At 73.6% G+C, this 15,047-nt stretch carries 15 protein-coding genes; 2 read left to right on the top strand and 13 right to left on the bottom strand.

Going from position 1 to position 15,047, the window contains the following annotated elements:
- Window positions 1-58 precede the first annotated feature (58 nt).
- Window positions 59-985 carry a bifunctional riboflavin kinase/FAD synthetase gene (locus Q2K16_RS28705; RefSeq protein WP_302741402.1) on the bottom strand — a complete coding sequence of 309 codons (927 nt, stop codon included), beginning with the start codon at window positions 983-985 and terminating at the stop codon, window positions 59-61.
- Between the two features lie 124 nt (window positions 986-1,109).
- Window positions 1,110-1,994, bottom strand: coding sequence for a tRNA pseudouridine(55) synthase TruB (gene truB / locus Q2K16_RS28700; protein WP_302741401.1), 885 nt, complete (start codon window positions 1,992-1,994; stop codon window positions 1,110-1,112).
- A gap of 95 nt (window positions 1,995-2,089) precedes the next feature.
- On the opposite strand from truB, the gene Q2K16_RS28695 reads away from it, so the two are divergent.
- Window positions 2,090-2,386: a hypothetical protein gene (locus Q2K16_RS28695; protein ID WP_302741399.1), complete on the top strand. Its 297-nt coding sequence runs from the start codon at window positions 2,090-2,092 to the stop codon at window positions 2,384-2,386.
- Window positions 2,387-2,636: 250 nt separating this feature from the next.
- Here Q2K16_RS28695 and Q2K16_RS28690 read toward each other — a convergent pair whose 3' ends face one another.
- Window positions 2,637-2,852, bottom strand: a complete 216-nt coding sequence (locus Q2K16_RS28690; protein ID WP_302741397.1) for a hypothetical protein — start codon at window positions 2,850-2,852, stop codon at window positions 2,637-2,639.
- A gap of 149 nt (window positions 2,853-3,001) precedes the next feature.
- On the opposite strand from Q2K16_RS28690, the gene Q2K16_RS28685 reads away from it, so the two are divergent.
- Window positions 3,002-3,637 carry a hypothetical protein gene (locus Q2K16_RS28685; RefSeq protein WP_302741396.1) on the top strand — a complete coding sequence of 212 codons (636 nt, stop codon included), beginning with the start codon at window positions 3,002-3,004 and terminating at the stop codon, window positions 3,635-3,637.
- A gap of 46 nt (window positions 3,638-3,683) precedes the next feature.
- On the opposite strand, the gene Q2K16_RS28680 is transcribed toward Q2K16_RS28685, so the two are convergent.
- The 10 genes from Q2K16_RS28680 to rimP form a co-directional block, all read right to left on the bottom strand.
- Window positions 3,684-5,030 (bottom strand): MATE family efflux transporter, encoded by a 1,347-nt coding sequence (locus Q2K16_RS28680; RefSeq protein WP_302741395.1) that lies wholly within the window; start codon window positions 5,028-5,030, stop codon window positions 3,684-3,686.
- Between the two features lie 1,941 nt (window positions 5,031-6,971).
- Window positions 6,972-7,181, bottom strand: coding sequence for a DUF6186 family protein (locus Q2K16_RS28675; RefSeq protein WP_194822111.1), 210 nt, complete (start codon window positions 7,179-7,181; stop codon window positions 6,972-6,974).
- Window positions 7,181-7,588 carry a hypothetical protein gene (locus Q2K16_RS28670; RefSeq protein WP_302741394.1) on the bottom strand — a complete coding sequence of 136 codons (408 nt, stop codon included), beginning with the start codon at window positions 7,586-7,588 and terminating at the stop codon, window positions 7,181-7,183. Before Q2K16_RS28670 ends, Q2K16_RS28675 begins: the two co-directional genes overlap by 1 nt.
- Before the next feature lie 19 nt (window positions 7,589-7,607).
- Window positions 7,608-8,708, bottom strand: coding sequence for a DHH family phosphoesterase (locus Q2K16_RS28665; protein ID WP_302741392.1), 1,101 nt, complete (start codon window positions 8,706-8,708; stop codon window positions 7,608-7,610).
- The gene (gene rbfA, locus Q2K16_RS28660; RefSeq protein ID WP_302741391.1) at window positions 8,705-9,181 is read right to left on the bottom strand and encodes a 30S ribosome-binding factor RbfA; all 477 of its coding nucleotides are present in this window, start codon (window positions 9,179-9,181) and stop codon (window positions 8,705-8,707) included. The genes Q2K16_RS28665 and rbfA overlap by 4 nt, the downstream gene beginning before the upstream one ends.
- A 319-nt stretch (window positions 9,182-9,500) precedes the next feature.
- Window positions 9,501-9,794: a DUF503 domain-containing protein gene (locus Q2K16_RS28655; RefSeq protein ID WP_302741390.1), complete on the bottom strand. Its 294-nt coding sequence runs from the start codon at window positions 9,792-9,794 to the stop codon at window positions 9,501-9,503.
- Between the two features lie 90 nt (window positions 9,795-9,884).
- Entirely contained in the window at window positions 9,885-12,884 is a 3,000-nt protein-coding gene (infB, locus tag Q2K16_RS28650) for a translation initiation factor IF-2 (RefSeq protein WP_302741389.1), read from the bottom strand.
- A gap of 93 nt (window positions 12,885-12,977) precedes the next feature.
- Window positions 12,978-13,310 (bottom strand): YlxR family protein, encoded by a 333-nt coding sequence (locus Q2K16_RS28645; RefSeq protein ID WP_088647723.1) that lies wholly within the window; start codon window positions 13,308-13,310, stop codon window positions 12,978-12,980.
- 16 nt (window positions 13,311-13,326) lie between these two features.
- Complete coding sequence (gene nusA, locus Q2K16_RS28640) at window positions 13,327-14,370, bottom strand: transcription termination factor NusA (RefSeq protein WP_302741387.1); 1,044 nt, start codon at window positions 14,368-14,370, stop codon at window positions 13,327-13,329.
- The gene (gene rimP / locus Q2K16_RS28635) at window positions 14,367-15,032 is read right to left on the bottom strand and encodes a ribosome maturation factor RimP (protein WP_302741386.1); all 666 of its coding nucleotides are present in this window, start codon (window positions 15,030-15,032) and stop codon (window positions 14,367-14,369) included. Before rimP ends, nusA begins: the two co-directional genes overlap by 4 nt.
- Between the last annotated feature and the right edge of the window lie 15 nt (window positions 15,033-15,047).

The raw sequence follows: 15,047 nt of genomic DNA, 5'->3' as shown, positions 1-15,047 counted from the left end.
CCGGTCAAGGCCCACGCGGCGGGCGTCGGCGGCCCGCCGCCCCCACCCGCCGGGCCGGTCAGGCGACCGCCAGTCGGGTCTTCGCGACGTCCTCGGCCATCTGCGCCAGCAGCGGCTCGATCGCGTCGTACCGGATCTGGCCGCGCAGGTGGGTGGCGAAGTCGAGGGCGACGTGCTCGCCGTACAGGTCGCCTGCGAAGTCCAGCACGTGCGCCTCGACCCGGCGCTCCCGGCCGGCGAACGTCGGGTTGGTGCCGATCGAGATGGCCGCCGGCAGCCGCTCGATGCCCCCACGCACCAGCCAGCCGGCGTACACCCCGTCGGCGGGCACCGCCGTGTGCGGCGGGCAGCGCAGGTTGGCGGTGGGAAAACCCAGCTCCCGGCCGCGCTGGTCGCCCAACACCACCACCCCTTCGAGCCGGTGCGGCCGGCCGAGCACGGCGGCCGCCACCGCCACGTCGCCCGCCTCGATCCGGGCCCGGATGTACGTCGAGGAGAAGACCGTGCCGTCGGCAACGACCAGCGGGGCGTTCTCCACCCCGAAGCCGTGGGTGCGGCCGAGCTGTTCGAGCAGCGCCACGTTCCCCGCTGCCCGGTGCCCGAACCGGAAGTTGTCCCCCACCACGACCAGCGCGGCGTGCAGGTGTTCGACCAGGATGTCGTGCACGAACGCCTCGGCCGGCAGCCGGGACAGCTCGGCGGTGAACGGCACCACGCACAGCACGTCGACCCCGAGCGCCCCGATCAGCTCCGCCTTGCGGGCGGGCTCGGTGAGCACGGCCGGGTGCGCGCCGGGGCGGACCACCTCGGCCGGGTGCGGGTCGAAGGTCACCACCACCGACCGTACGCCCAGCTCACGGGCGCGCGCCACGGCGTGCCCGATGGTCGCCTGGTGCCCCCGGTGCACGCCGTCGAAGACGCCGATGGTGACGACCGACCGCCCCCAGTCACCGGGTGCCGCCTCGTACCCCCGCCACCGCTGCATGCCGCTCCTTCCCTGCTCCGCCGCTGCCGGCTCACACCCGTACCACCGCCGCCGGTCGTCCCGGCCGTCGTCCCCGCGCCCGTCGTCCCCGCCGCGCCGTCCGGCCGTCCGGCCGGCGGCCCGGTCAGGCCGGGGCGAGCACGATCTCCGCGCGGGCCCGGCCGTCCCGCTCGCTGACGATAGCGATCAGGCCACCGTCCGGTCCGAAGACGGCGTACGGTCCGGCGATGCCCACCGGGTCCAGCGGGCCACCGTGGGAGAGCAACCTCGCCTCGTCGGCGCTGGCCTGACGACGGGAGAAGTACCTGTCGGCGGCGGTGTCGAGGGGCAGGGTGACCACCTCCGGCGCACGCTGCTCAAGCGTCGCGAGGGTCGCCGACTCGGCCAGGGTGAAACTGCCCACAGCGGTACGCCGCAGCGCCGTGAGGTGCCCGCCGACGCCGAGCGCCAGGCCCGCGTCCCGGGCCAGCGCCCGGACGTACGTCCCGGACGAGCAGTCGACGTCGATGTCCACGTCGACCACGTCGGGGGTGTCCCGGCGGATCGCCGACACGTCGAGCCGGGCGACGGTGACCCGCCGGGCGGGCAGCTCGACCTGCTCGCCGTCCCGGACCCGCTTGTACGCCCGCTCTCCGTTGATCTTGATGGCACTCACCGCACTGGGCACCTGGTCGATCTCACCGGTCAACGGCACGAACGCGGCCCGGATCGCGGCGTCGGTCAGCGCACCGGCCGGCGTGGCGGCGACCACGTCACCCTCGGCGTCGTCGGTGACCGTGGACTGCCCGAGCCGGACCGTCGCGGTGTAGCTCTTGCCCGCCCCGATCACGTACGTCAGCAGCCGGGTGGCCCGGCCGACCCCGATCACCAGCACCCCGGTCGCCATCGGGTCGAGGGTGCCGCCGTGCCCGACCCGGCGGGTACGGGCCAACCGGCGGATGCGCGCCACCACGTCGTGCGACGTCATGCCGCCAGGCTTGTCGACCACGATCAGACCGTCACCGTTCACGACCGCCAAGCCTGCCAGACGGGTCCACCCCGCCCGCCACCGCACGGCACAATGCCGTCGCAGCACGAAACCCCCCGTCACCCGTCAGGAGCAGCATGACCACGCCACCCCCGCCCGAGCACCGTGCCCGGGTCGAACTCCCCGAGTGGATGCGTCACCCGGAGCCGCCCCGTCGTACCCCCGGCCGGCGGTTGTCCGAGCTGGTCGAGGCCGTGCCGACGCTCCGCCGGGCACGCCTGTCGCTCTGGCGGTGGCGCGACCGCAGCCGGTTCAGCGAACGTCACCCGGTGGTCGCCGGGATCGTCTCGTTCGTGTTGGTGGCGACGCTGGCCAGCCTGCTGGTCGGCGGCGCGCTCTACCTGTTCGCCCGGATGCGCGCCGGCACCCTCTGAGCCCGTGGCCCCCCGCCCCGGACCGGTCCTCGTCCGTGACCCCGGCCGGGACAGCGCCGGGACGGCCCGGGTGCGAGGATCATGCGCCCCTCCCATCCGACCCGGGGAACGCCGCGTTACCCACGGCCCGACACCGGCTGATCCACCCCCCGCCGACGACACACCGCCGCCGGCAGGCCCACCCGTAGCTCCACCACCGGTCACCGACGTACCGGCAGCTGCCGATCCGGTGTCGCCCGCCGCTGCCCGGTCATCCCCCGACGAAGCGGCGGTCGCCGCTGCGGACGAGCCGGTCCGGATTCCGTCCTGGATGCGGGAACCCGAGGTGGAGCACGAGTTGACCCGCTCGGAACGGCTCCGGCTGCGCTGGGGTCGGTACGGCGGCACGCTGCTCGGCGCGGTGGGCGTCCTGCTGGTGCTGGTGCTGGTTGGTGGGCTCGCCCTGGGTGGGTTCCGTTTCGTCCAACGGGCGCACGACGGTGCGCCGCTGCTCCCCCGTCGGGGCGGCACGTCGCCGCCCGCCCCCCCGGCCGACCGACCGACGCCAGCGGCAACAGTCTCGGCCCGTTCGTCGCCACCCCGGCCGAGGCGTACGCCGAGGGCGCGGCGGCCATCGTGCCGCCCGCCGCCCACCGGACCGGGCCGTTCACCGCCGAGCAGGTCACCGACGGGCTGGCGAGGGTTCGTCGGGCACTGGTCGAGGGGCGGGTGGAACCCCGGATGCTGGACGGCGATCCGGACGGGTTCATCGCCGTGCTCGCCCCGCAGAACCGCGACTCCGTCCGTCGGGACCTTGCCTCCGACCTCAGCCTCGGCTTCGCCAGCCGGATCGCCGACCGCGCCGACCCGGGGCTGGACCGCGACGAGAAGGTGCGTGGCCGGGGCACCATGACGTACCGGTCCACCACCGCTGCCAACGGGGTACGGGTGTTGGAGGTCACCACCCGGTTCGTCTGGGCCTACCCGTTCGACCTGTGGCGTCCCCAGGCGTACCGGCCGGGCGCGGAGCTGGTCACCCTGCGCGACGAGGTGGTGTGGCTGGTGCCGTACCCGGACGACGTCAGCCCGGCCGGGCGTGGCCTCTGGCTCGACTCGGCCCGGGTCACCCTGCAGAACGCCAGCTGCCCGGCGATGCGGCGGGGCTTCCTGGCGCTGGCCGAGGCCGAACCGCTGCGTCGTCGGACCGCGCCGGCCCCGACGGGCGACGTCTACGACGAGAGCTGGCGGGCCGGCGACGGCGAGGAGTGCTGACCGACGATCACCGCGCTCGCGGCCCAAGAACGTCGCAGCACACCCGTCAGCGCACCGCGCCGACCACCGCCCACCTGCCGGACCGCAGCCGCAGCAGCACGCCCACGAGCCGGATCACCACGAGCAGGGTGAGGCCCGCCCAGATGCCACCCAGACCCAGATCGAACGCGTGGGAGAGCCAGATCGCCGGCAGGAAGCCGCCGACCGCCGCGACCACGGTCAGGTTGCGCAGGTAGCGGATGTCGCCGGCACCGATGAGCACACCGTCGAGGGCGAACACCACCCCGGCGAACGGTTGCATCGCCACGAACCAGGGCCACGCCACCATCGCCTGTTCGCGTACCTCGGGATCGGAGCTGAACAGGGACGGTACGACGCCGGCCCCGGCGGCGATGAGCACCGCGAAGGCCACCCCGCACACCCCGCCGAGCAGCGCGAACCGGCGGGCCAGGGCGCGCGCCCCGACGGCGTCGCCCGCGCCCAGTGTCGCGCCGATCAACGCCTGCGCGGCGATCGCCAACGCGTCGAGCAGCAGCGCGGTGAAGAACCACAGTTGCAGCGCGATCTGGTGGGCCCCCACGGCGGCGGCACCGAACCGGGCGGCGACGGCGGTGGCGGACAGGAAGCTGGCCTGGAAGGCGAGCCCCCGGATGAGCAGGTCCCGGCTGAGCACCAACTGCTGGCGGATCAGGGCCGGCCGGGGCCGCAGGCCCACCCGTTCCCGCAGCAACGCCCCCACGAAGAGGGCACCCGAGACGGTCTGGGCGATCGCGTTGGCCACCGCCGAGCCGGTCACCCCGAGCCCGACGGGGTAGACCAGCAGGGGGCAGAGCAGCGCGGAGAGCAGGTTCGGCCCGAGCACGAACAGCAGTGGGCGGCGGGTGTCCTGGATTCCGCGCAGCCAGCCGTTGCCGGCGGCGGCCAGCAGCAGGCCGGGCGCGCCGAGGGCCGCGATCCGCAGCCACTGCCCGGCGGTGTCGGCCACCTCGCCACCACCGCCGGCGAGGGTACGCGCCAGCGCGTCACCGCCGAACTGCATGCCGAACGCCACCAGTACGCCCACCCCGAACGCCAGCCAGGACGCCTGGACGCCCTCGGCCAGCGCCGCAGCCCGGTCACCGGCACCGAACCGGCGGGCCGCCCGCCCCGTGATGCCGTACGCCAGCACGGTGCCGAGCCAGGCGGTGAGCGTCAGCACCGTGCCGCCGACGGCGAGCGCGGCCAGCGGAACGCGGCCCAGGTGCCCGACGACGGCGGTGTCGACCAGCACGTAGAGCGGTTCGGCCGCGAGCACCACCAGGGCGGGCAGGGCGAGCGCGGCGATCCGGCGCGGCGAGGCGAGCGCGGTGGCGGCGGTGGCGGTGGCGGTGGCGGTGGCGGTGGGCTGGATCATCGCCGCCGATCCTGGCATGCCTGCCGTAAGGAACGCAAGCCTTGGCATCACTTACCGGACGATGATCGACGGAACCGGCCGGACGACGCACGCGTTCGTAGGGGCCGGGTCGCGGTGGCGGAGTTGGGTGAGGCGGGTGCTTCGGCCTGGCCGGCCGGGCGGGTTCAGCGGGGCGGGTTTGCAGAGCCCGGCCCGGTTTGCAGAGCCCGGCCCGGCCCGAACGGGCGGGTTCCGCCCGGCGCGGTCGAGGCAGGCCGGCCAGTCAGGCAGACTCGGGCCGAGCCAGCCTTACTGAGGCCGGCCGGGCTGACTGAGGCGGGCCACGCCGGGCTGAGGCGGGCCGGGCTGAGGCGGGCCGGGCTGAGGCGGGCCGGGCTGAGGCGGGCCGGGGTGGCCTGCTTTCGCTCTGCCTACGGCTGGGTTCGCTGCGCCGGACCGGGCAAACGGCCTGTTCCCGTACGACATGGCGGGGCGGCTCTGGGGCGCGGCTTGGCGGGGTGACACCCGGGCGCGGCCCGCCGGGCCGGCTCTGGACACGGCCTGAGCGGGCCCGGCTCGTGGGTATCGTCCCGGCCGCCGCAGGTTGGACACGACGTGGCCGAGCGACCTCGGGACACCACCCTGACCAGGCCGGTCGGACACGGCTGAAGCCGGGCTGTCTCTGGACACGGCACGGCGGAGCCGGTTGAACCCGGCTCGAAGCGGGCGCCCCTGGACACCGCCCGGCCGGATGAACACGGCAGGGCCCCGGCCGCGCTGATCGCGGCCGGAGCCGGGGCCTGGCCAGGGTAGACGGGCAGGGGAAAGCTGAGCGCAGCCTGTGCCGGACCGGGCCGAACCCGGCCGACGCCGGGACGATCCGGAGCAGCCACTACGGCCGAGGCGGGCTGCACCTGGGCCAGGACCGACCCGGTCCAGCGCCGGAACCCCGGCCCGGGGGCCGAGCCGTACAGGCGAGCGACAACGAGCCGGGGGAAGCGAGCACGACCGCCGGAGCCGGGCCGGGTCGGAACTCAGCCGGGCGCCGGGGTCACCGCCGGCGCGGCAGGCTCACTGGCGGGTGTCCATCGAGGTCTGCAACGCGCGGCGCATCTGCTCACGGGCCTCGTCGCTGGTCTCGGTCTTCGGCTTGGTCGCCATGGCGGTGTCCTTCCAGGGTGCGGACCACCGAACAGGTGGCCCGGACGGGCGGTCCTGCTGAGCGCCGGGAAGGCAGTCCGGGATCACCGGAGCGGCTCGCCTGGCAGCGTGAGCCCGGGTCGGTCAGACCCTGGAGGGAGGCGGCACCGGGTGTGGCACCACCGCCCGCGACCTGCGTCGCGTCACGACGTCGGCCCCTCCCAAGTTAACGTTTACTTTCCACATGCTGCCCACTCTTCCCGTCATCTGGACGGGCCTGGCAAGCACGCCGAGAACACCCCGAACCGACCTGCACGGCACGAACGCCCACACCGCAACCACCCGGGCCCCGCCGGAGTGCCGGTGACACGTCCGATCGAGCGGGCCACACGCCGGCCACGAGACGGCACCGCCGAACCGGCCGGCCCTGGCACAGAACCGGGTCGGAGCGGCCGAACCAGCACGAGGTGCGGAGACCGCAGCGGCCCGGACCCGGCACGAAGGATCTGGGCAGACGGCACCCGCACGGGGTGGGAGGAATCGGCCCGGACCAGCTACCGAGCACCGGGCCGAACGTGCCGGACCAGACCGCCCAGCAGAACAGGCCGGACCATGCGCGGGCCACCCGCCGGGCGAGCAGGACCAGGCACGGAACACCAGGCCGGGCGGGCTGAGCCGGGACGCGCCAGACGGGCAGCGCCAGGCACGGGCCCGCGCGGGCCAGGTATCGGTGCGGGGGCGGGCAGGGTCGGGTGGCTCACCGAAGTGGCACAACTGGACAGGTCAGCGTCGCGCTCCCGACCGGCCCGCCGGTGCAGACGATCAGCGGGCCAGGAAGTGCCAGCCCAGCCACCACCAGAACCCGAACACGCCGATCCGGCCGACCGGCACCGGACCGACCTCGTACCGCATGACGTAGGCGCAGACGTCGCCCAGTGACGGAATCCGGGAACCTTCCCGGCGGGCGGCCCACTCCACTGCCGCGAAGAGCACCAGCGATGCGAGGAAGCCGCTGATGGCGAGGGTGCGCATCATCGCCGTACCAGCCCCCAGAACGCGGCCAGCCAGGCGAACCAGGCGGCCGAGCGGACCAGTTCGTCCTCCAGCAGCGGATCGGCCAGGCGGGAGAAGGTGGGGAACTCGTCACCGACCGCCATGACGAAGGTGGCCCCTTCGAGCACCCCGAACAGCGCCGCCGGGAGCAGCCACCACACGGCACCCCGACCCAGCCGGCGCGGTGCCGACCGACGTTGCACCCGGTTGCCGAGGCCGAGCCAGATCAGCGCGCCGCCGGTGCCCAGCGTCCAGATGTTGGCCTGCGCCGAGAACGACGGGAACTGCCCGCCGACCAGGGAGAGACAGGCCAGAACCGGCACGGTGACCACCGGCCTGTCCCAGGCGCGGGAGACGTCCATGGCGATCTCGTGCGGCTGCTCCATCGTCCGATTCTCCCCGGGGTCAGCGTGTGCGGGAAGGCCGACACCCGCCGACATCGACGGGGCCGCCGGTCAACGCACCGGCCAACTCCGCCCTGATCAGGGCGATGACCTGCGCGGCGTCGCCCGATCCGGTGAAGCCTGCGGCGAAGCGGTGACCTCCGCCACCCAACGCCACCGCCACCGCGCTGACGTCGACGGCACCCTTGCTGCGCATCGACACCGCCCACTCGACCGGCCCCACCTGCTTGAGTACGCACGCGACGTCCGCCTCGGCGGTGCAGCGGACCGAATCGATCAGCGACTCCAGCACGTACGGCTGCTGGTCGTGCCGGGCCAGGTCGTCGAGGGTGGCGTCGGTCCAGACCAGGCCGTGACCGGCGGCGGCCTCCGGTTCGAGCCGGGCCCGGCCCAGCACCTCACCGAAGAGCCGGACCGCGCCGAACGGCCGGGTGTCGAAGACCTGGCGGGAGATGTCGCCGGGGTGCAGGCCGGTGGCGAGCAGCCGGGCGGCGAGCCGGTGCACCTCGGGGGTGGTCGCCGCGAACCGGAACGAGCCGGTGTCGGTGGTCAGCGCGACGTAGAGGCCCGTCGCGATCTCGGCGTCCAGCGGCACGTCGAGCCGGGAGAGCAACTGCTCGGCGACGACCGAGGTCGCTGCCGCCGCCGGGTCGACCAGGCGTACCGCGCCGAAGCCGGTGTTCGAGGCGTGGTGGTCGAGGACGACCGAGGTGCCGGCGGTGTCGAGCCGGTCGGCGAGGTCACCGAGCCGCGACTCGCTCGCGGCGTCGAAGCAGACCACCAGATCCGGGTCCGGGTACGCCTCGCTCGCCGGTACCAGCAGGTCGAGCCCCGGCAGCCAGCGGAACGGCTCCGGCACCTCGGGGGGCCCCGGGAAGGTGGCCTGCAACAGGTGGATGCCGAGCCGGCGCAGTCCCAGCCCGAAGCCGAGCATGCTGCCCAGCGCGTCGCCGTCCGGGTTGACGTGACAGATCAGCAGCACCCGGGCGTCGGCCGGCAGGCCACGTACCGCCGCGACGGCCGCAGCCCAGTCGTCCTCGCCGGGCCCGGCGGACGGCGACCCGGTACGGAGTTCGTCGGCCGTGCCCGGGGCGGCCGTCACCGCCGGTCCGTCGCTGACGTGTCGGTGGTGGTGTCGTCGTCCGCCTCGTCGTCCTCGTCGTCGACCCGGTACGGCTGGGCGTCGCCCGCGTACTTGGCCTGGGCGGCCAGCCGCTGCACCTCGGCGTCGGCGTGCCGGGCCTGGGCGAGCAGGTCGTCGATCTGCTTGACCTGGTCCTGCACGTCGTCGAGGACGAAGGTCAGGGAGGGCGAGTGACGCAGCCCGAGGGCCTTGCCGACGGTGCTGCGCAGCATGCCCTTGGCGCTCTCCAGCGCGGCGGCGGTGCTGGCCTGGGCCGTCGCGTCACCGAGGACGGTGTAGAAGACCGTGGCGTCGCGCAGGTCGGCGGTGATCCGGGCGTCGGTGATGGTGATCATCCCGAGCCGGGGGTCCTTGATCTGGCTCCGCACCACCGAGGCGACCAGTTCGCGAATCCGCTCGGCGTGCCGGCGAACCTTGGCCGGATCAGTCATGTCCCCCACCTCCAGGGCGTTCCTTCCGCGGCCGGAGCGGCGACGCGGGCGTCACCGGAACCAACCACCCAACATCTCGAACACTACCCGCGCGCCACCCCCACCCGCCCGCCCCCACCCCGCCCCACCCACCCCTCGCTCCCCGCCTCTCCCACCCCCCCATCCCACTCCCCGCCCCGGCCCGGTGATCAAGAGGTTTGCGTCGAGTGATCAAGAGGTTCGCGTCAACCTGAAGATCGAAGCTGACGCAAACCTCTTGATCACCGAGAACGGGCGGGGCGGGACGGCGGGGCGCGTGGGGGGGGAGGGGGGAGGGGGGTCAGTCTTCGGGGGTGTGGAGGTGGCGGCGGACGGAGAGGAGGTCGACCTCCGGGCGGGCGGCTACCAGGCGTTCGCAGGAGTCGAGCACGTCGCGGACGTGGGACGCCTCGGCGGCCACCACGGCCACCCCGATCTCGGCCCGACCGTGCAGGTCGAGCGCGCCCACCTCGGCGGCCGACACCTCGAACCGGCGCAGCGCCGCCACGATGGGCCGGACGTAGGAGCGCTTCGCCTTGAGCGAACGGGAGTCGCCCGGCAGGAGCAGGTCGAAGAGTGCGGTCCCGGTATACATCGCCACGGACGTTACGGAACCGGTCCGGACATGCTCAAGGGGTTTACGCCGACCGGCGTAAACCCCTTGGGCACTGTCGTCAGCCTCGGATCAGGCGCGCGGCTTCTCCCGCATCTCGAAGGTCTCGATGGTGTCGCCGACCTGGACGTTGTTGAAACCGCCCAGAGTCAGACCACACTCGAAGCCTTCGCGGACCTCCGTCGCGTCGTCCTTGAACCGCTTGAGCGAGCTGATCGTGAGATTGTCCGCCACGACCGCCCCGTCCCGCAGCAGCCGCGCCTTGGCGTTGCGGCGGATGATGCCGGACCGGACGATGCAACCGGAGATGTTGCCGATCTTGGACGAGCGGAAGACGTCGCGGATCTCCGCGGTGCCCAGCTCGACCTCCTCGTACTCCGGCTTGAGCAGCCCCTTGAGCGCGGCGTCGATCTCCTCGATGGCCTGGTAGATGACCGTGTAGTACCGGATCTCCACGCCCTCGCGGTCGGCGATCTCGCGGACCTTGTTGGCGGCCCGCACGTTGAAGCCGATGATCGTGACCGCCTCGGACGAGGCGCTCGCGAGCATGACGTCGCTCTCGGTGATCGCACCCACACCCCGGTGGATGATCCTGAGCTGGACCTCCTCGGGGATGTCGAGGTTGAACAGCGCGTCCTCGAGGGCCTCCACGGAACCGGAGACGTCGCCCTTGAGCACCAGGTTGAGCGAGGTCTTCTCGCCCTCCTTGAGCTGCTCCATGAGCGTTTCGAGGGTGGCCCGGCCACGGGAGTTGGCGAAGGACGCCGCCCGCCGCCGTGCCTGCCGCTGCTCGGCGATCTGCCGCACCGTGCGGTCGTCCTCGGCGGCCAGGAAGGTGTCACCCGCACCCGGCACCGCGGTCAGACCGAGCACCAGGACCGGACGGGCCGGACCGGCCTCGGCGACCTGGTTGCCGTTCTCGTCGAGCATGGCGCGGACCCGGCCGTGGGCCCCACCGGCGACGATCGAGTCGCCCGCCCGCAGGGTGCCCTTCTGCACCAGCACCGTCGCCACCGCACCGCGACCCTTGTCCAGGTGTGCCTCGATGGCCACACCCTGCGCCGGCCCGTCGATCGGAGCGGTCAGCTCCAGCGACGCGTCGGCGGTCAGCAGGACCGCCTCCAGCAGCTCGTCGATACCGATGCCCGGCTTGGCCGCCACGTTGACGAACATGGTGTCGCCGCCGTACTCCTCGGCGACCAGGCCGTACTCGGTCAGCTGCTGGCGGACCTTGTCGGGGTTCGCCTCCGGCTTGTCGACCTTGTTGACCGCGACCACGATCGGCACGTCGGCCGCCTTGGCGTGGTTGAGCGCCTCGATCGTCTGCGGCATGACGCCGTCGTCGGCCGCCACCACAAGCACCACGATGTCGGTGACCTGGGCACCACGGGCACGCATGGCGGTGAACGCCTCGTGGCCCGGGGTGTCGATGAAGGTCACCGCGCGGTCCTCGCCCTCGTGCGGGACGTGGACCTGGTACGCGCCGATGTGCTGGGTGATGCCACCCGCCTCGCCGGCCACCACGTTCGCCTTGCGGATCGCGTCGAGCAGCTTGGTCTTACCGTGGTCGACGTGACCCATGACGGTCACCACCGGCGCACGGCTGACCAGGCGGTCCTCCGCGACCTCGGCGTCGAGGTCGATGTTGAACTGCGCGAGCAGCTCGCGGTCCTCGTCCTCGGGGCTGACGATCTGCACGTCGAAACCGAGGTGCTCACCGAGCAGCAGCAGGGTCTCGTCGGAGCAGGACTGGGTCGCGGTGACCATCTCGCCCAGGTTGAACATCTCCTGGACCAGCGAACCCGGGTTGGCGTTGATCTTGTCGGCGAAGTCCGACAGCGAGGCGCCACGGGAGAGCCGGACGACCTGACCCTGACCCCGGGGCGCGCCCGAGCTCATGGTCGGGGCCGACAGGTTGTCGAACTCCTGTCTGCGCTGCTTCTTGGACTTGCGACCACGGGTCGGCCGGCCGCCCGGACGCCCGAAGGCACCCGCGGCACCGCCGCCACGGCCACGACCGCCGCCACCGGGACGACCACCGCCACCGGCCGGGGCACCCGGACGGAACCCACCGCCGGGAGCGCCACCGCCGCCACCGGGGCCGCCACGGTAGCCACCGCCGCCGGCACCACCGCCGCCACCAGGGCCGCCACGGAAGCCGCCGCCACCGCCGCCACCGGGACGGAAGCCACCGCCACCGCCACCAGGACGACCGGCACCGCCGCCGGGCCCACCACGACCGCCACCGGGGCCGCCGGGGCGACCCGTGGTGGGCCGCTGGCTCGGCATCGAGGCCGGGCTGGGCCGCGGCGGCATCGAGGCCGGGCTGGGCCGCGGCGGCATGCCGGCCGGGCTCGGCCGGGGACCGCCGCCACCGGCCGCCGGGGGCCGCTGCTGCTGGCCACCCTGGATGCCGAACGGGTTGTTACCGGCGCCGCGCGCCGGGGGACGACCACCGGGCCGGGCACCCGGGCCCGCCGGGGGACCACCGGGCCGGCCGGCGGCCGGGGTGCCCGGACGCGGCGGGACCGCGTTCGGGCCGGGACGCGGACCCGGACGCGGGCCACCCTCGGTGGGCGGCTCCCGCCGGACGTTGTCCCGCTGCTGCTGCCGGGCGGCCTGGGCGGCCTTGACCGCCGCCTCCTGCTCGGCCTTCAACGCGGCGGCACGCGCCTCGGCGGCGGCCACCTCGATGTCGTGTGCGCTCGCCGGCTTGGCGACCGGAGTCACCGGCTGCGGCGGGCCGGGGACCGGGCCCTTGGGCTTCGGTCCAGGGGTCGGCGCGGCCGGCCGCCGGGGCGGCATCGGTCGGGCCGAGACCCGGGGGGCACCCGGGGTCGGGGGCGGCGTCGGGGTCGGTGCCGGGCTCGGGGCCGCCGCCGGAGCGGACGGCGCCGACGAACCACCGGCGGACGCGACGAATGCGCCACGCAGCCGTCGGGCGACGGGCGCCTCGACGGTGCTGGACGCGGACTTAACGAACTCGCCCATTTCCTTCAGCTTGGCGAGCACTGTCTTGCTTTCGACCCCGAGCTCCTTAGCAAGCTCGTGTACGCGGGCCTTACCTGCCACTGCACTCCTCACTCCGAGGTCGTGCGGGCAGCACCCGCAGCGACCTCACTCGTGCACTTGAAGCCTGGTCATTTCAGGGACTTCATCGTGTGCTCATGTCGGTCGTCCTACCTTGCTAGCGACCCTCGCCCGATCGGGTTGACCGGACGTAGTGGTTGGCGCATCGACGTGCTCCGCGACGGCACCGTGATCAGGGACCCCGGTGAGTCGCAGCGCCCGCCCGAAGGCGCGGCGCCGCACCGCCAGCGCGAAGCAGGCCGGATCCGGGTGCATGTTCGCTCCCCGACCCGGCAGACTGCGGCTCGGATCAGGCCGGAGACTGTGACCATCCTCGTCACCGACCGCGACGATCCGCAGCAGTTCGCTGGCCGGCGCACGTTTCCGGCAACCCACACAGGTGCGCTCCGGATGCGCGCGTCGTACCACTGGAAGAAGTCTACCCCTAGCCGCCCGAGATCGCTCCGCCCGGCTCCCGGACGGACTCGGCACCGCCCCGGCTGCCGGTGCCCGGCTGCTCCGCGTCGGACCGGATGTCGATCCGCCAACCGGTCAACCGGGCGGCAAGCCGGGCATTCTGCCCCTCCCGTCCGATCGCCAGGGAGAGCTGGAAGTCGGGGACGGTCACCCGGGCCGTACGGGTGGCCAGGTCGACCACCTCGACCCGCAGCGCCTTGGCCGGCGAGAGCGCGTTGCCGACGAAGGTCGCCGGGTCGTCCGACCAGTCGATGATGTCGATCTTCTCGCCGTGCAGCTCGCTCATCACCGCGCGGACCCGCTGGCCCATCGGCCCGATGCAGGCACCCTTGGCGTTCACGCCCTGCACGGTTGACCGTACGGCGATCTTGGTACGGTGACCTGCCTCACGGGCGATCGCCCCGATCTCCACGGTGCCGTCGGCGATCTCCGGCACCTCCAGCGCGAAGAGCTTCTTCACCAGCGCCGGGTGCGAGCGGGACAGGGTGATCTGCGGCCCACGCATCCCCTTGGTCACGTGCACCACCACGCAACGGATCCGTTCGCCGTGGGTGTACCGCTCGCCGGGCACCTGCTCGGACTGCGGCAGCACGCCCTCCAGCTTGCCCAGGTCGACGCTGACGATGCCCTTCTCGCTGCGCGCCTCGTGCGCCTGCACCACGCCGGTGACCAGGTCGCCGTCGCGGCCGACGTACTCGCCGAAGTGCACCTCGTCGGTGGCCTCCCGCAGCCGCTGGAGGATCACCTGCTTGGCGGTCATCGCCGCGATCCGGCCGAAGTCGTGCGGGGTGTCGTCCCACTCCCGCACCACGCTGCCGTCGTCGTCCAGCTCCTGGGCGTAGACCAGGGCGGCCCCGTTCTTGCGGTCGATCTCCACCCGGGCGTGCGACTCGGCGCCGTCGGTGTGCCGGTAGGCGGTCAGCAACGCGGTCTCGATCGCCGCGAGGATCGTGTCGAACGGGATCTCCCGCTCGCGCTCCAGTGCGCGCAGCGCCGCGAGGTCGATGTTCACCTCTCCTCGTCCTCCACATCATCGTCGTCATCTTCGTCGGTGTCGTCGCCGACCTCGTCCGCCTCGTCGATCTCGTCGAGGCGGTGGAACTCGACCTGCACCCGGCCGGGGCCCAGCTCGGCGTAGCGGTGCTCCACCGGACCGGACTCGGTCTCCAGCACCACGCGCTCGTCGTCGGCCGCCGCCACCCGCCCGGTGACCTGCCGGTCCACGGCGGGCGCCCCGGCCCGTACGGTCACCTTCACCAGCCGGCCGGCGTTGCGCCGCCAGTGCCGGGGCAGGGTCAGCGGGCGGTCCACCCCCGGGGAGCTGACCTCCAGCTGGTACTCCCCCGCCACGATGTCCCCGCCGGACTCCTCGGCCGCGTCGAGCGCCGCCGAGACCGACCGGGAGACGACCGCGACCGCGTCCAGGTTGATCCCGCCGTCGGCGTCCACGATCACCCGGACCACGTGCCGACGCCCGGCCCGGGAGACCGAGACGTCCTCCAGGTCGTAGCCCGCCCCGGTGACCACCGGCTCGATCACCGCGCGCAACCTGTCGCGACGGGCGGTCAGGTCACCCCGGGACGCGCCGGCACGGTCGCCGCCCCGGGGGCCGCCGGTCTGACGGGGGCGTCCCGTCGGCGCCGTCGGCCTGGTGGCACGGCCACGCTGCGTCATCTGGGCACCCTTCTC

The sequence above is a fragment of the Micromonospora cynarisoli genome (assembly GCF_030518815.1).
GTDB lineage: Bacteria > Actinomycetota > Actinomycetes > Mycobacteriales > Micromonosporaceae > Micromonospora > Micromonospora wenchangensis.
Note: the sequence above shows the minus strand (reverse complement) of the source record. Positions and strands in the feature narration are given on the sequence as shown.